The 14,229-nt window shown below is 58.5% G+C and carries 18 protein-coding genes, 1 tRNA gene and 1 pseudogene; 11 read left to right on the top strand and 9 right to left on the bottom strand.

Annotated elements, in window-relative coordinates:
* Positions 1–170: pseudogene (locus ACVWY9_RS11015) on the bottom strand (photosystem II q(b) protein); the annotation flags it as partial.
* A gap of 98 nt (positions 171–268) precedes the next feature.
* On the opposite strand from ACVWY9_RS11015, the gene tsaB reads away from it, so the two are divergent.
* The 7 genes from tsaB (at position 269) to ACVWY9_RS11050 (ending at position 4,757) form a co-directional block, all read left to right on the top strand.
* Positions 269–976, top strand: a complete 708-nt coding sequence (gene tsaB, locus ACVWY9_RS11020) for a tRNA (adenosine(37)-N6)-threonylcarbamoyltransferase complex dimerization subunit type 1 TsaB (protein WP_457388356.1) — start codon at positions 269–271, stop codon at positions 974–976.
* A gap of 36 nt (positions 977–1,012) precedes the next feature.
* Positions 1,013–1,570, top strand: a complete 558-nt coding sequence (gene efp, locus ACVWY9_RS11025; RefSeq protein WP_414335241.1) for an elongation factor P — start codon at positions 1,013–1,015, stop codon at positions 1,568–1,570.
* Positions 1,571–1,639: 69 nt separating this feature from the next.
* On the top strand, positions 1,640–2,113 hold the full coding sequence (gene accB, locus ACVWY9_RS11030) for an acetyl-CoA carboxylase biotin carboxyl carrier protein (RefSeq protein ID WP_457388357.1): 474 nt from the start codon (positions 1,640–1,642) through the stop codon (positions 2,111–2,113).
* A 385-nt stretch (positions 2,114–2,498) separates the two neighbouring features.
* Complete coding sequence (locus tag ACVWY9_RS11035) at positions 2,499–3,428, top strand: metallophosphoesterase family protein (RefSeq protein WP_011432093.1); 930 nt, start codon at positions 2,499–2,501, stop codon at positions 3,426–3,428.
* Between the two features lie 76 nt (positions 3,429–3,504).
* Positions 3,505–4,251, top strand: a complete 747-nt coding sequence (locus tag ACVWY9_RS11040) for a phosphoadenylyl-sulfate reductase (RefSeq protein WP_457388358.1) — start codon at positions 3,505–3,507, stop codon at positions 4,249–4,251.
* Positions 4,252–4,254: 3 nt separating this feature from the next.
* Positions 4,255–4,569, top strand: coding sequence for an antibiotic biosynthesis monooxygenase family protein (locus tag ACVWY9_RS11045; RefSeq protein ID WP_414344235.1), 315 nt, complete (start codon positions 4,255–4,257; stop codon positions 4,567–4,569).
* Positions 4,570–4,685: 116 nt separating this feature from the next.
* Positions 4,686–4,757 (top strand) — tRNA-Val (locus ACVWY9_RS11050).
* A 110-nt stretch (positions 4,758–4,867) separates the two neighbouring features.
* On the opposite strand, the gene ACVWY9_RS11055 is transcribed toward ACVWY9_RS11050, so the two are convergent.
* Positions 4,868–5,809, bottom strand: a complete 942-nt coding sequence (locus ACVWY9_RS11055; protein ID WP_011432096.1) for a phosphoribulokinase — start codon at positions 5,807–5,809, stop codon at positions 4,868–4,870.
* Positions 5,810–6,094: 285 nt separating this feature from the next.
* On the opposite strand from ACVWY9_RS11055, the gene ACVWY9_RS11060 reads away from it, so the two are divergent.
* On the top strand, positions 6,095–6,862 hold the full coding sequence (locus tag ACVWY9_RS11060) for a PspA/IM30 family protein (RefSeq protein ID WP_011432097.1): 768 nt from the start codon (positions 6,095–6,097) through the stop codon (positions 6,860–6,862).
* A gap of 249 nt (positions 6,863–7,111) precedes the next feature.
* Positions 7,112–7,576 (top strand): pentapeptide repeat-containing protein, encoded by a 465-nt coding sequence (locus ACVWY9_RS11065; protein WP_011432098.1) that lies wholly within the window; start codon positions 7,112–7,114, stop codon positions 7,574–7,576.
* A gap of 12 nt (positions 7,577–7,588) precedes the next feature.
* On the opposite strand, the gene cysQ is transcribed toward ACVWY9_RS11065, so the two are convergent.
* The 5 genes from cysQ to rpsP form a co-directional block, all read right to left on the bottom strand.
* Positions 7,589–8,392 (bottom strand): 3'(2'),5'-bisphosphate nucleotidase CysQ, encoded by an 804-nt coding sequence (gene cysQ, locus ACVWY9_RS11070; RefSeq protein ID WP_457388359.1) that lies wholly within the window; start codon positions 8,390–8,392, stop codon positions 7,589–7,591.
* A 16-nt stretch (positions 8,393–8,408) separates the two neighbouring features.
* Complete coding sequence (gene hisF / locus ACVWY9_RS11075; RefSeq protein WP_457388360.1) at positions 8,409–9,170, bottom strand: imidazole glycerol phosphate synthase subunit HisF; 762 nt, start codon at positions 9,168–9,170, stop codon at positions 8,409–8,411.
* A gap of 61 nt (positions 9,171–9,231) precedes the next feature.
* Complete coding sequence (locus tag ACVWY9_RS11080) at positions 9,232–10,335, bottom strand: Get3/ArsA fold putative tail anchor-mediating ATPase NosAFP (RefSeq protein ID WP_457388361.1); 1,104 nt, start codon at positions 10,333–10,335, stop codon at positions 9,232–9,234.
* On the bottom strand, positions 10,332–10,607 hold the full coding sequence (locus ACVWY9_RS11085; RefSeq protein WP_011432102.1) for a KH domain-containing protein: 276 nt from the start codon (positions 10,605–10,607) through the stop codon (positions 10,332–10,334). The genes ACVWY9_RS11080 and ACVWY9_RS11085 overlap by 4 nt, the downstream gene beginning before the upstream one ends.
* A 52-nt stretch (positions 10,608–10,659) precedes the next feature.
* Positions 10,660–11,139: a 30S ribosomal protein S16 gene (gene rpsP, locus ACVWY9_RS11090; protein WP_011432103.1), complete on the bottom strand. Its 480-nt coding sequence runs from the start codon at positions 11,137–11,139 to the stop codon at positions 10,660–10,662.
* 262 nt (positions 11,140–11,401) lie between these two features.
* Here rpsP and ACVWY9_RS11095 point away from each other — a divergent pair, with 262 nt between their 5' ends.
* Entirely contained in the window at positions 11,402–11,848 is a 447-nt protein-coding gene (locus ACVWY9_RS11095; protein ID WP_457388362.1) for a TerB family tellurite resistance protein, read from the top strand.
* A gap of 122 nt (positions 11,849–11,970) precedes the next feature.
* Here ACVWY9_RS11095 and ACVWY9_RS11100 read toward each other — a convergent pair whose 3' ends face one another.
* Positions 11,971–12,366 (bottom strand): metal-sensing transcriptional repressor, encoded by a 396-nt coding sequence (locus ACVWY9_RS11100; protein ID WP_011432105.1) that lies wholly within the window; start codon positions 12,364–12,366, stop codon positions 11,971–11,973.
* A 114-nt stretch (positions 12,367–12,480) separates the two neighbouring features.
* On the opposite strand from ACVWY9_RS11100, the gene sds reads away from it, so the two are divergent.
* Positions 12,481–13,452: a solanesyl diphosphate synthase gene (gene sds, locus ACVWY9_RS11105; protein WP_041436149.1), complete on the top strand. Its 972-nt coding sequence runs from the start codon at positions 12,481–12,483 to the stop codon at positions 13,450–13,452.
* A gap of 28 nt (positions 13,453–13,480) precedes the next feature.
* Here the strand turns inward: sds and lepB are convergent, their stop codons facing one another.
* Positions 13,481–14,167: a signal peptidase I gene (lepB, locus tag ACVWY9_RS11110; RefSeq protein ID WP_041436160.1), complete on the bottom strand. Its 687-nt coding sequence runs from the start codon at positions 14,165–14,167 to the stop codon at positions 13,481–13,483.
* Between the last annotated feature and the right edge of the window lie 62 nt (positions 14,168–14,229).

Raw genomic sequence — 14,229 nt, forward strand, 5'->3', positions numbered from 1 at the left:
GGCGGAGCCCCAATGAAGGCGATGATAAAGCAGGTGGTGGCAGTCAGGAGGGTGGGAATCATCAGCACCCCAAACCAGCCAATGTAAAGGCGGTTATCGGTGGAGGTGACCCACTCGCAGAACTGCTCCCACACGTTGCTGGTTGAGCGACGTTGGATAACAGTAGTCATGAGGACAAACTTCCCTAAGGAAGCGCGAAGATTGACAACCTAAACTTAAAACATCCGTTAAGTTTCGTCAACCACCTTTTTTGATCCTGAGAGAGGCCATGTCGCTTGCCCGCTGGATTTTAGGGATCCACACCACCACGCCCGTTTTGGGCCTGGCCCTGCTGCCGTTGGAGCCAGGGTTGGGAGAAACCCGCAGTCAGAGCTGGTGGCTGGATCGGGAGATGGCAGCGCAGTTGCACCCCTGCTTGAAAGTCTTCTTAGCCGGTCAGGCTTGGTCGCAGATAGCCGGGATCGCTGTAGCTTTGGGGCCGGGCAGCTTTACGGGCAGCCGTTTGGGGGTGAGCGTGGCCCGCCTGCTGGGCCAGCAACTGGGCATTCCCGTGTTTGGCTACTCGGCTTTGGCCGTCCTCGCCCGCCAGGTGTGGCAGGAGCAGGGATCCCCGCCCCAGCCCTTGACGGTGGCGGTGCAGATGGACGCCAAACGAGGAGAGCGGTATGGCGGCGTGTATCGGGTGGTGGAAGAGCGTATCGCTGCAGAAGTGGCCGATCAGCTTTGGGAGGAAGAGGCTTGGCAGGCCCTTCTCCGCCATTGGCCGCAAGCTTTATCTGTAGATGCCGACGATTTTGTGGATTCTGCACCTGTGGTGGCGTTGGCAGAATTGGCCCGCGCCGATTTTCGGGCTGGGTTGCGCCCTCAGTGGCAGGAGGTGTTGCCCCTTTACGGTCGCCAGCCCCCGATTGATCTCAGAGGGCTGAATCGGACTCCGCCTCCCCAGCGCGAACGGAGTGCCCCATCGTCACGGTAAGATTGGGAAGTCTAAGCAACGGATCCCTCTGCTGACATGATCTCAAGCAACGATTTGCGCCCTGGCGTCTCTGTAGAAATTGACGGAGCTCCCTACAAGGTGATCGAGTTCCTGCATGTGAAGCCCGGCAAGGGAGCAGCCTTTGTGCGCACCAAGCTCAAAAACATGCAGACTGGCAACGTTGTGGAGAAGACTTTCCGCGCCGGTGAAACCCTGCCCGCAGCCACCATCGAAAAAGTCGAGATGCAGTATCTCTACGCGGAAGGGGACAACTTGGTGTTTATGGACATGGAGACCTATGAGCAGGCTCCAATTACCGCCGCCCAAATTGGCTCCGCCGTGAAATATCTGAAAGAAAACATGCAAGTGTCAATCTTGCGCTGGAATGGGCAGGTGATCGATGTGGAGCTGCCCAACACCGTTGTTCTGGAAGTGGTGGAAACAGATCCAGGGGTGAAAGGAGATACCGCCACTGGGGGAACCAAGCCGGCCAAGCTGGAGACCGGTGCTGAGATCCAGGTGCCTTTGTTCATCAAGGTTGGAGAACGGATTCGGGTCGATACCCGCACCGACACCTATCTGGGCCGGGAGTGAGTTCTCCCTCTCCTTTTCGGTTATGGATTTCTGTTGTGGACAGGTGATGCATCAGGAGTGAACCTTCCCTTGGATGTTGTCAATTGGCAGGAAATTCGTCTTCTCCTGGCCGCTCTGCAAGAGAGCGATGTTACCGAGCTAACTCTGGAGTTCAAAGATTTTCGCCTCACCTTGCGCAAAGGGATCCCGACTAAGCTCTCCTCCACCCCCGCCAGTCCGGTTATTGTCTCCTCTGCGCCTCCTCCTGCTCCTGCAGAAGCGCCCCCTCCTCCCACTGCTCCCAAATCCACCCCCAGCCATTGGATAGACGTGACGTCACCAATGGTGGGCACTTTCTACAGCGCCCCAGCTCCAGGTGAACCTGACTTTGTGCGGGTTGGCCAACGGGTGAACAAGGGCCAAACCCTGTGCATCATCGAGGCCATGAAGCTGATGAACGAGATCGAGGCCGAAGCGGCAGGCGTGGTGACCGAGATTTTGGTGAGCAATGGGCAATCGGTGGAGTTTGGGCAGGTGTTGATGCGGTTGGATCCCACGGCTTGATGGGCAAGGGGGTAAACCGGATTTTGGCAACCCAATCTCCCTTGCCTGTGTATACACCAGAGTTGAATCGGATTGAGGGGATGTGGTCGGTGTTGAAGCGCTGTATCCGGCAGTTTTCCAGAGCCGGGAAGTATGGGATGGAGCAAAGGGTACAGACCGCTTTGCTACTCATCGATCCATTCAATCCATCCTGCTGGGAGAAAAGTTGGGGGTGACAGCCTGGGAAACCCTCTCAGACCAATTTGACCAGTCTGCGCGCCCCTTTCACAGCCCTACCTGTGCCCCAGTTGCCGATGGCTCCCAGCTGAGGTTAAGAGAAGCCCATAGCCCCCCGGCCCCTCATTGACTATGATGCGGGCGTGAGGTGTGAATAAGTACCTAAACAATGGCAACCCAACGCATTTGCTTTGCTCAAGTCTCAGATGTCCACCTGATGCCCGAGACGGGGTGCCGCTGTTGGTGGATGTCCGATTCCCCCCGCCGCCAGTTGGAAGCCGCCGTTGCCCATCTCAACCAGGTGCCCGATCTGCACTTCGTGGTGTTTACCGGGGATTTGGTGGATCAAGCGGATCCGGAGAGCTTTCAATCTTTCCAGGAGATTGTTGCCCAACTGCGGGTGCCCTATTACCTCAGCCTGGGCAACCACGATATCGACACCCTGAGGAGAAAGGGACGCTTTAACCGAGATCAGTTTATCCGTTGGTGCCAAAGCCAATTTCCCCTGTCCCTGGCTCCCACTGGTTACGTCGATTACAGCCTTTCCCCTCTGCCCGGGATCCGCTTGATTGCCCTCGACGCCAGCCTGGGACGCTTCCCTTTGCCTCAGGGCGTGCTCCGCCCCTCCCAACTGCACTGGCTGGGCGAACATCTGCAAACGGTGCCGGAAGAATGGCTGATCCTGCTGATCCATCAGCCGCCCTTCATTGCTCCCACCCAAATGGACGCGGTTTTGTTTCGCAAGTACCGGCTCCTCAGTGAACCAGCCTCGGCGCTACACGCTCTCTTGGCCCGTCACGGACGGGTGGTGGCGGTGCTGAGTGGCCACCTGCATGTGCCGAAGGTGTATGTCCGCGATGGGATCCCCTACCTGACAGCACCTCCTCTGGTGGGGCCGGTTTCGGCTCTGCGGGTGTTTGAGCTGGAGGTGAACCCACGGCGAGGGGTGTTGCGCTACCACTGGGTTAAGTTGCCGGCATTGGATCCCAGCCCCCTCTGGCACGGCTTGGTGATGGGGATCCGACGGGATCGCTGGGGACAAATCCCTCTCCGGGCCAAGGGATCCCGCTCTCTCCCTCTGCCCGCTGCCGCCTGGTAATCAGAAACTCCTAAAGCTTGACCGAATTAGTGTAGATTTAGAATGCAAAGATCGTCGAGTTCGGTGTCTTCCCCCTATGACAGCAAGCCTTTCTCCTTCTAGCCGCTGGGAGCTGGCGGCTCAAGCGCTGCGGGAGCAGTATCAACCTCAAGTGGCGTCCCTGAGCGAACGGTTTGAGTCTTTGTCGGCGAGCGACCTGCTCACCTGGGCGGTTGAAGAATTTGGAGATGGGCTGGTGCTGGCCTGTAGCTTTGGCCCGGAAGACCTAGTGCTGATCGATCTGCTCGCGGCGATTAACCCCCGTGTTCGCGCTTTTTTTCTGGACACCGATTTTCACTTCCCGGAAACCCTACAACTGCGGGAGCAGGTGTTGGCGCGCTACCCCCACTTGCAACTGCAGATCTTCAAGCCCTTGCTTACCCCGGAAGAGCAGGCAGCTCAATACGGGCCAGAACTGTATCGCTCTAACCCCGACCTCTGCTGCAACATCCGCAAGGTGGAGCCCTTGAATCGTGCTCTGGCCGGTTGCACCACTTGGATTACAGGGATGCGTCGGGAACAATCCCCCACCCGCGCCGATATCGGCAAGGTGCAGTGGGACGGCAAGCGCAACCGCCTCAAACTCAACCCGCTGGCTGACTGGACAAATGGCCAAGTTTGGAAATACATCCTTGACCACGGGATCCCTTACAACCCCCTGCACGATCGCCACTACCCCAGCATCGGCTGCATCCACTGCACTGCACCTGTTGAGCCAGGGGCGGATCCCCGCTCTGGACGCTGGAAGGGCACAAGCAAAACCGAATGCGGCCTGCATACCTAACCCATGACTGCTTCCTCCATCCTTGAGGTGGCTCAGTTTGAAATTACCCCCGGCTCTGAAGCCGCCTTTGAAGCCGCCATCGCTCAAGCTTTCATCTATTTGCAGCAGACCGACGGCTACCAAGGGCACCAACTGCAGCGCTGTCTGGAGCACCCTCAGCAATACCTACTGCTCGTTCAGTGGGGATCCCTAGAGGCCCATCTGGTCAACTTTCGCCAATCGGAAAACTTTGTCCGCTGGCGTGCCCTCATCGGGCCCTACTTTGCTCGCCCACCCCAGGTGTTGCACTACCAGTTGCTGACCGGATCCCCTTTTTGATTTGAAATAGGGCACCCGTCCACTCTCCACCCAGGCTAATCCCAATGGGACGGGTTCAAAATGTGATATTATCGATTTCCGACCTTCAGGTAGATGCGCGGCAGCATCGCTCATAGGGGCTGTTAACTCAGTGGTAGAGTACCACCTTGACACGGTGGGAGCCGCTGGTTCAATTCCAGCACAGCCCATGTCTTTGGCAGAAGCTGACAAAGGTTTGCTCCAGGATCAGGTTACAGTGCTGAGCCTAGCCCTCCCCTGCAGATCCTGTGAAACTGGGGATCCCTCGCCGCCACGGATTCTACTGGTAGATATGGGCCGCTTTTAGCATGTGGTAGGTGATCAGCAACTGAGTCAAAGCCAGGGGATAGCTCTGGAGCAGCTCGCCGGTGGTGCCGATCAATTGGCCGATATTGGGGTTTCCCTCTAAGCTACAGAACTTGCCCAGGTAAGGGATTTCGTTGCAGAGCATCCGCTCCAATTCGATCACTTGGCTGGCCGTAGCATGGGCATCAATCTGCAAAACATCGACGGGCTTGCCCATATCCCGATCCAAATCCAAACGAATGGCAGAGCTAAGGTGATTGTCGCGGGCATTGAGGATTTGCCAAAAATCTGGGTGAGGAATGGTGGGGCGCAGCACCAAGCGTGCATTCAGCAATACCTCATCTTGGTCGGATCCCTCTTGGGGCGGGTAAAAGGTGACCACCACATCGGCCCATTGGCGCTGTGGACGAATAAAAGCTTCTGAATCGGGTTCGCGCTTTTTGAGCTCTTCTCGCACTTGCTCTTCTGTGTATCCGCGCTTGCGGGTGTCCCGCTTAATCTTCCAGAGGGCTCGTAAATGTTCTGGGGGAGCCAAATAAACCTTGACATCGTAGCTATCCCGCATACCACGGGTAAAGTAGCCCAGCAGCCCTTCGACAATCACGTATTTGTTGGGCTTGACATACTCTGGCGGGTCAAAGGTGCCGGTGCTGTGGTTATAGACGGGCTTTAGGATCGGCTGGCCGGTGCGCAGGAGCGTCAGGTGCTGCTGAACGATATCCAGGTAGTTGCAGTCGGGATGAAGGGCTGTAATCCCCAGTTCAGCGCGTTGCTTGCGGTCGTAGCGGTGGTAGTCGTCGGTGCAGATGACAGTGACGTTTTCTTCCCCCAAGACTTGGGCAATGCCGCGGGTAAGGGTGGTCTTCCCAGCAGCACTATCGCCAACAATACCCAGAATAATCGGGCGCTGAGCCACGGATCCCTCTCCTGAATCGTGAACCTGGGGCGGAGAACTCCCAACAACACCGGCCAAACTCAACTTCGTTTCGACCTGCGGATGGCCCCGATCAGAGAACAGGGATTGTCGGTCAGCAAACGAAGTTAAGCAAGCATTATCGGCTCTGGAGGGTATTGGGGCAAGAGAACGTTACAGCTTTTTTCAGCGGAGCCCTATGGATCCCTATACTGGAGTAGAAGCACTGGAAGGCATCAAAGCAGCAAGGGTAGCATTAGGTCAGACCGCTAGAGGGGGAAGCAACCGATGGGATTGTTCGATCGGGTCAGCCGAATCATTAGATCCAATATCAATGCGCTGGTCAGCAGCGCCGAGGATCCGGAGAAAATCCTGAACCAGACCATTCAGGACATGTCTGAGGATCACTACCAGATGCGGCAAGCGGTTGCCCAGGCCATTGCTGCCCAGAAGCGGATAGAGCGGCAGTATGAGCAAGCACAGCAGAGTGTTGATGAGTGGCAAAGACGCGCCGAGTTGGCCCTGCGCAACAACAACGAAGCTTTGGCTCGGGAAGCGCTGGTGCGCAAGAAAACCTTTGCCGAGACTGCCCAAAGCCTGAAGCGGCAGTTGGATGAGCAGACTAAGCAGGTGGAGATCCTGAAGTCCAACATGACCAAGCTGGAGAGCAAGATCGCTGAGGCCAAGACCAAAAAGGACATGCTCATCGCTCGCGCCCGCGCCGCCAAGGCTTCCCAGCAAATCAATCAGGTTATCGGGCGGGTGGACGCCACAAGCGCCTTTGCTGCTTTTGAGCGTATGGAGGAGAAGGTGAACTCCCTGGAGGCCCAGTCGGCGGCAGTAGCCGAGCTGGCGGTAGACAATTTGGAAAACCAGTTTGCCGCTTTGGAGGCGGGTGGCTCGGATGTAGATCACGAGCTGCTGATGCTCAAGGCGTCGATCCAGGGTCAGTTGCCCTCTGGAGGGTCAAAGTCCTCAGGCCAACCTTCCACCGCAAGTGAGAGCGAGGTCGATCTGGAGTTGGAAAATTTGCGCAAGGAGATTGACCAGCTCTAACAGGCGGAATGTCGCTCTCCTCCGACTCTCAAGGCTTGCCGGGCTGAGTTTGGGCCGGGGGGTGGTAAGCTAACCAACAAGAACTCTGACAGCCCTTCTGCCGACCAGCAGGGCAAAGTCTGTCAGTAAAGCGTTCCACCTCGAGTGGCAGGGATCCCCAGAGGGTAATCAACCTGCGAAAGGGTCACAGCCTGCTTCCGGCAGGGCTGAGGTTAGTTTGCCTACGGTTTTGTGAGAGAACAAACAGCGATGACAACAGCAAGTATCAAGCCTCTCTTGGATGCCAAGCAACTGTTGCAGGCTTATGCGTCTGGCCAACGGGATTTTTCGGGCTCCAACCTGAGTGGAGCGCAGTTGAGTGGCGCGAATTTGAAGGGCATTATCCTACGGGATGCCGACTTGAGTGGGGCCGATTTGCGCGAGGCGGATTTGTCGGGAGCAGATCTCTCGGGAGCCGACCTGCGCGGAGCCAAGCTGCGACGGGTGAACCTGATTGGGGCTAAGTTGGTGAAGGCAGATTTGCGGGGGGCCAACCTCTACCGGGCCAAATTGCTCAGGGCCGACCTCAGCGAAGCCGAGCTGAACCGAGCCGATCTGCGGATTGGGGCCGATCTGCGCGGAGCCATCATCACCAACACCCATTTCCGCGGTGCCCTTTACGACGAGTACACCAAGTTCCCGGATGGCTTTAACCCTACGGAGATGGGCATGTAGCCGGAGCTTCCCTCAGGGGATCAGGTTCTGCCACAGTTGGGCCATGCCTTCGGCAGCCGCCACAAAGGGCGGGTTGTGCAGGTCGGGCTTGTTGTAGCGCAAGGGATCCCCTGCCAGATCGGTAACCCTTCCCCCCGCCTGCTCCACAATGCACTGGGCAGCGGCAGTATCCCACTCCAGGGTGGGGCCGAAGCGAGGGTAGAGATGGGCAGATCCTTCGGCCACAAGGCAAAGCTTTAGGGCACTGCCCACCGGCTGAACCTCAAGGGATCCGTGGCGACGCCGCAGCCGTTCCAGAAACTGCTCCGTTTCCCAGTCCCTGTGGGAGCGGCTGGCCACCACCTGCCAAGGGGCCTGGGCGGGCGGGCGGGCCCAGATGCGCTCATCGCCTTTGTAGGCCCCCAGCTTTTGGGCAGCTTTGTAGGTGAGGCCGAGAGCTGGGGCGTGGACAGCTCCCAAGATGGGGATCCCCGCCTCGACAAGGGCAATGTTGACGGTGAACTGGCCGCTGCCTTCGATAAACTCGCGCGTGCCATCCAAGGGATCCACCAGCCAAAACCGCTCCCACTGTTGCCGCTCTGGGTAAGGGATCCCGCCCGATTCTTCCGAGAGCACCGGGATCCCTGGGGTCAGGTCTCGCAAGCCTTGCAGGATCAGGTGGTGGGAGGCCAGATCCGCCTCTGTAAGGGGAGAGGCATCCGCCTTGGCCCTTACCTGAAGCTGCTCCTGTCTGTAGATGGGCAAAATAGCCTGTCCTGCCGCCTCCGCCAGCCGACTTACCTTGGGCAAGAGAGCGGCCAGATCCTGAGCTTGCATAGGATCCCTCGCAGAGTTAGCAACGCACCGGAATGCCGTGGGCGGCCAAGTTGGCTTTGATTTGGGCAATCGTTAACTGGCCGTAGTGCAACAGAGAAGCCAACAGCGCTGCTTCTGCTCCCGCTTCCTGCAGAGCCTGGCGGATGTGGGCACACGCTCCTGCACCCCCAGAGGCGATCACCGGCACCGACACCGCATCCACCACCCGCCGGGTTAGCTCCAGGTCATAGCCTGCTTGAGTGCCATCGGCGTCCATGCTGGTGAGCAAGATCTCCCCTGCCCCCCGTTCGGCCACGGTTTTGGCCCACTCCACCGCGTCTAGCCCCGTCGGCTGCCTCCCCCCGCGCACGTACACTTCCCATCCCCCTCCCTGCGGTTTGGCGCGAGCATCAATGGCCACCACAATGCACTGGGATCCAAACCAGCGGCTGGCCTGAGCCACGAGATCAGGATCCCGAACCGCTGCCGAGTTGAGGCTGACCTTGTCTGCCCCGGCCCGCAGCAGTTGCCGGATCCCCTCCAGATCGCGGATCCCCCCTCCCACCGTGAGGGGAATGAACACCTGCTCTGCGGTGCGCCGCACCACCTCCAGCAAGATCTCCCGCTCTTCGTGGGTGGCGGTGATGTCCAAAAAGACCAGCTCATCGGCTCCTGCCTGATCATAAGCCTGGGCCAGCTCTACCGGATCCCCGGCATCCCGCAATTGCACAAACTGGATCCCTTTCACCACCCGCCCTGCCGCCACATCCAGACAGGGAATGATCCGTTTGGCCAACATCGCTCTCTCCCAAGGACTCCATACCGCTAACGCGAACAGAGGGGAACAACTGGGGATCGTTTTAGCTGAAGCTGATGACCAGGAAGGGTTCTTGAAACTTGGCCCCAGCCACCTGCCGACCTGCCAAGCTGGGGGGCAAGAACAAATTGCGCCGCTGATCCCCGGCGGTAATGGTCAGCTCCGGGCCTGACTGGCTCAGCTCGATTTGGGCCTTGCTGAAGCCGGGAATAAACAGCTTGACTGTACGGGCTCCCTCGTCGATGGCCACGGGCGGCGGCACATCCGGCACAGCGAACATCCCCCCCACCGCTGCTTCCAAAGCCGACCAATCGGATCCCTGACGCAGGGGGAGTGTTCGTAGTGTCAGCGGGAAAAAATCGGCAGCCGAGACCTCCCCCGGAGCCAGAGGGGTAACCCAGAGGCCACCCACCGTCAGCCCCACCATCTGAGCACTCCCCCAAAGGTAACGGGCGGTTTGCACGGCCATCGGGTCAGGGGTGGTCACCAGGTGGGCCAACACGCGGCGCGGATTGGCAATAGCCTGTCGTCCCTGCTCCAAAAGGTTGGTCATGCCCCCCAACCGCTCTGGCAGATCCTCCAGGGAGGAAAATTCCACGGTGCTTACCGAACGCAACAAGGGCTCGGCAAAGGGTCGCAGGGTTTTGGCCAAGTCGGATCCCAAAAAAGCTTGGGAGGCTCGCCGCCAGTACCAACTGGCCACCTCCGGGATCCCAAAAGCTCGCAAGGTGGTCAGATCCCCTGGCCCATCGTAGAGAATGCAGTCGTATTGGCCGCTGGCATCGTAACGGCGCAGAGCTTCCAGGGCCAGGGCCTGATCCATGCCCGGCAACACCCCCAGTTCCTGGCCGTAGATCTCCCGGAAAAAGGGGGTGCGCACGTATCGGGCTTCCAGCTCTTTGGCCGCCGTCCAGAACTGCTCCAGCAGCTGGGTTGTCCGCAACTGCACCACGCTCAAGTTGGCAGCAATGGTCACCGGCTCGCCGGAAAGCGGGATCCCGCCCAAAAGCATTTCCAGCCCCGGCCCCGCCTGATGGCCCACCAACAGCACCCGCCGCCCCTGCTGGGCTGCGGCCCGAGCTGCCGCCACGGCCAAGGTGCTCCGACCTGTGCCCCCCTTGCCCAGAAAGGTGAGAATTTGGCTCATTCCCGCTCCTCCCGATTCCGCTCTCCCGCCTCTCCGTAGATATCGATGTACAGAGATTGACCTGCCAACTGAGCTGCGGCCATCATCACCTGTCGAATCGCTTGCAGGGTGCGCCCGCCCCGCCCGAATACCCGCCCCCGATCCTTCGGGTCAAAGGCCAGCCGCAGCCATACCTTTCGCCCGCCACAGGTGGTTTCCACATCCATTTGAAGAGAGGCGCTGCTGAGCAGCGGTTCGATCAAAAGATGGGCGAGAGCCTTGTAGTCTGGCATAGAGAGCTAGACGACAGGAGGGAACAACTGGCCAAGCCAAGCTTAGCCGACCCTAGGCCTCAACCGCTTCCTCAACCTGAGGCTTTTCAACTTCAGCTTCTGGAGGACTTAATTCTGCCGCTGCTGTCTCAGTGGCAGCTTCGCTCAATTCAGACTCGGGAACATCGGCGACCTCAGCCTCGGCCACGGATTCTGTTGCAGGGGCCTCTTCTGCCGCCTCAGGGATCCCAGCTTCAGGCTTGGCCATGGCCGGGATGCGAATCGAGGCAACCACTCCGCCTTCCCCTGCTTTCAACATCTCGTAGATGCCGGCCTTTTTGAGGAGACTGTCCACGGTCTCTGTGGGCTGAGCGCCACAACGCAACCACTTCAGCAAGCCTGCCGTTTGCAAAACCGTCTCCTTGGTGCGCGGGTTATAGTAACCCAGTTCCTCTAGCGGACGGGCTTCACGGCGGCTTTTACTTTCAATGGCGATGATGCGATAGCTGGGTTGCCGCTTTTTTCCGTAGCGCTTGAGCCGCAATTTGACCATGGGGTATCCACTCCTTGGGGGACGCTCCGCAAGCTGTAAAGATCCAAAAAATCCAAAAAAGAGTTCGCCTAGACCCGCCAAGCCTGCTGAAGCTCCAGAGCCTCGCTCCGAGCCTTTGGCGTTTGGCCGGTAGACACAGGCTTTTTATTTTAAGCGATTTTCTGCTTGACTGGAACTTGACTGGAAAATGTCCGACCCCGGTTTGGAAGGCAACCTTCATGGCAGAGTTGAAGAGAAAACCCTACACTCAGCAGCAACTCCCATGATCAACTACGCCGATTTGACAGACGAGCAGCGCCAGCTCTACCTCAAGGCCCTGATCGCGGTGGCCCGAGTAGATGGCCAGTTGGACGAAGAAGAAACCTCTTTCTTCATGCAAATCGCAGAAGGGGTAGGCATCGAAGCGCCACTGGCCCAAACCTATCTGGCCGATGAAGCAGGTGCACCTTTGGATATCAGTGGGATCCCGCCCATGCGCAACGCGGCGGGGGCCTTGATCCTGCGGGATCTGGCGGCGATGGCGGTGGTGAACAGCCAGTTGGTGGAAAAGGAAGAGGAGCTTATTTTCCAGATCGGCAAAGCCATGCAGTTCAGCGCTGAGGAGATCAACGAGTTTATCGACTGGGCCTTCATGGGACTGCAGTGGCAACTCAAAAGCGCATCTCTGCTGGAGCGCTATACCCAGCCCTCCCCCCAACCTTCTGAATGACCTGGGGTACTAGATAGCATCACAACGGCCAGCCCCTGCTGCAGATATTGGCAGCCCAGTTTGGCGTTCCCCTGAGCCAAGCAAGGGGAGACTTTCATCAAGTTAAATCTGGCCATCGAGACTTAGCTGATAAAGCGATCCAGAGCCCGCTGCAACTCCTCCAGCTCCACTTCGATATTGCCGGTCTCGATGGCATGGCGGATGCAGTGGCGAATGTGATCGTCCAAAATCAGCCGCGCCACCCGATCCAGCGCTCCCTTGACGGCGGCAATTTGCAGCAGCACATCTGGACAGGGCTGATCCTGCTCGATCATGGAGCGGATCCCACGCACATGCCCTTCGATGCGAGCCAAGCGGTTGGTCAACTTGCGCCGAGACTGGGGATCATGATGGTGAGGCTGGGCCCGCCCAGACAGCGGCGGCTTTTCCAGCGCCAGCTCCCACTCCTCCTCCCAATCGGGTTCTGAAGGGAGCGGTGGAACGGAATGAGATCGAAGTGGGGGGACGGGATCCGACATAAAAAGGGCAAAGGACTGCCTGCATGATACCGCTTGGTTTTCCCCGAGAACGATGGGGTACTCTACAATAGAAAAAGATGTGAAATTTTGTAAAACCTCTCATACTTTGGCTCCATGACCTCTGTGCTCTCCCCCTTTGGCCCTGTAGAAGCGGATCTGGAGCGTTTACGCCAGAACCTGACGCGGTTGGTCAGTGCCAAGCACCCCATTCTGGCCATGGCTGCCGAACATCTGTTTTCGGCGGGGGGGAAAGGGATCCGGCCAGCCATTGTGCTCCTCATCGCCCGCGCCACCACTCCAGATGGAGAGATTACCCCACGGCATTGGCGCTTGGCAGAGATTACTGAGATGATCCACACGGCCAGCCTGGTTCACGACGATGTCATCGACGCTGCCGATGTGCGACGGGGCATCGATACGGTGAATACCCTCTTCGACAATCGGATAGCCGTGCTGGCGGGGGATTACCTCTTCGGCCAAGCTGCTTGGTACTTGGCCAATCTGGACAACCTGGAGGTAGTGAAGCTCCTTTCCAAAGTAATCATGGATTTGCCGGAGGGAGAGGTGCGCCAGAGCCTCACCCGCTTCGACCCGGATGTGTCGATGGAAGACTACCTGGCCAAGAGCTTCTACAAAACGGCCTCCCTCATGTCCGGCAGTTCCAAGGCTGCTGGCCTGCTGAGCGGGGTTAGCGAGGAAGTGGCGGATCGCCTGTTCGATTTTGGGCGGGATCTGGGCATTGCTTTTCAGATTGTCGACGATCTGCTGGATTTCACCGCTTCGGCAGAGACGCTTGGCAAGCCTGTGGGATCCGACCTCATCCAGGGCAACCTCACTGCACCCGTTCTGTTTGCCCTAGAGGAATTTCCCCAGATGCGAGAGCTCATTCTCAGGGAGCTGTCCAACCCGCAAGACCTGAAGCAGGCCCTGGAGTGGGTGTATCAAAGCGAAGGGATCCCACGCTCTCGTCAGTTGGCCCGCGACTACGCCCAGCGGGCTGCCGAAGCGCTGTATAGCCTGCCGGACTCTGCGGCGCGTCGTGCTTTGTTTCAGATGGTGGACTATGTGCTGGAGCGGCTGCACTGAGCAGTCCCGACAGGGTCAAGCTGGCTTTCTACCGGGCTGTGTTGCCCAACACTTGGGCCTCTGGAAGAAGCTCAGGATATTCTGGCGGGGCGAAAAAGTGTAGGCGATTTGGGGGCCAAAAGCGAAAAATGGTGTTGCCGATGATGTTTTCTTCCGGCAAGAAACCCCACACATGGGAGTCTTGGCTGTCGTTGCGGTTATCCCCCATCACAAAATAGGAGCGGGGAGGAACCACGAATTCGGATCCCTGATTGGGAACTCCAGGACAGCGCTCGCCAGGGCAAGAATAGTCGGGGGGGGCATAGATGTAGTCTTCCCGCAGCGGGATCCCGTTGATGATGACCTCACCGTTGGCGATGCGAATGCGATCTCCCGGCAGGCCGATCACCCGCTTGATGTAGGCCCCGTCGAAGTTCAGTTTGGCGGGAGGGTTGAAAACAATAATATCGCCTCGTCTGGGCGAACCAAAGCGGTAGCTGACCTTTTCCACCACCAGCCGATCCCCTTCTTCCAGAGTGGGCAGCATCGAATCGGAGGGGATCCAACGCGCCTCTGCCACAAAGGTGCGAATGCCGAAGGCCAGCAACAGAGCCAGCACCACCGTCAGAAGGTTTTCCCGTTGCGCCTGCCACCAGCTGCGGGATCCCGAGCTGGCAGGGGTTTCCCCTGATGGCGACTGGGGCTTGGGCAGAGGAGTTGGATCTTTTGACGGCATGGAAGCTAACGAACAAGACTTCACGATCTCAAGATTACCGCACCCAATCCAGGGCAGCAGAA

It is taken from the genome of Thermostichus sp. OS-CIW-31 (assembly GCF_054060305.1).

Coding starts and splice junctions, on each gene's coding strand:
- tsaB (WP_457388356.1), top strand. CDS start 269: ATGTCGCTTGCCCGCTGGATTTTAGGGATCCACACCACCACGCCCGTT.
- efp (WP_414335241.1), top strand. CDS start 1,013: ATGATCTCAAGCAACGATTTGCGCCCTGGCGTCTCTGTAGAAATTGAC.
- ACVWY9_RS11035 (WP_011432093.1), top strand. CDS start 2,499: ATGGCAACCCAACGCATTTGCTTTGCTCAAGTCTCAGATGTCCACCTG.
- ACVWY9_RS11040 (WP_457388358.1), top strand. CDS start 3,505: ATGACAGCAAGCCTTTCTCCTTCTAGCCGCTGGGAGCTGGCGGCTCAA.
- ACVWY9_RS11045 (WP_414344235.1), top strand. CDS start 4,255: ATGACTGCTTCCTCCATCCTTGAGGTGGCTCAGTTTGAAATTACCCCC.
- ACVWY9_RS11060 (WP_011432097.1), top strand. CDS start 6,095: ATGGGATTGTTCGATCGGGTCAGCCGAATCATTAGATCCAATATCAAT.
- ACVWY9_RS11065 (WP_011432098.1), top strand. CDS start 7,112: ATGACAACAGCAAGTATCAAGCCTCTCTTGGATGCCAAGCAACTGTTG.
- cysQ (WP_457388359.1), bottom strand. CDS start 8,392: ATGCAAGCTCAGGATCTGGCCGCTCTCTTGCCCAAGGTAAGTCGGCTG.
- hisF (WP_457388360.1), bottom strand. CDS start 9,170: ATGTTGGCCAAACGGATCATTCCCTGTCTGGATGTGGCGGCAGGGCGG.
- ACVWY9_RS11080 (WP_457388361.1), bottom strand. CDS start 10,335: ATGAGCCAAATTCTCACCTTTCTGGGCAAGGGGGGCACAGGTCGGAGC.
- ACVWY9_RS11085 (WP_011432102.1), bottom strand. CDS start 10,607: ATGCCAGACTACAAGGCTCTCGCCCATCTTTTGATCGAACCGCTGCTC.
- rpsP (WP_011432103.1), bottom strand. CDS start 11,139: ATGGTCAAATTGCGGCTCAAGCGCTACGGAAAAAAGCGGCAACCCAGC.
- ACVWY9_RS11095 (WP_457388362.1), top strand. CDS start 11,402: ATGATCAACTACGCCGATTTGACAGACGAGCAGCGCCAGCTCTACCTC.
- ACVWY9_RS11100 (WP_011432105.1), bottom strand. CDS start 12,366: ATGTCGGATCCCGTCCCCCCACTTCGATCTCATTCCGTTCCACCGCTC.
- sds (WP_041436149.1), top strand. CDS start 12,481: ATGACCTCTGTGCTCTCCCCCTTTGGCCCTGTAGAAGCGGATCTGGAG.
- lepB (WP_041436160.1), bottom strand. CDS start 14,167: ATGCCGTCAAAAGATCCAACTCCTCTGCCCAAGCCCCAGTCGCCATCA.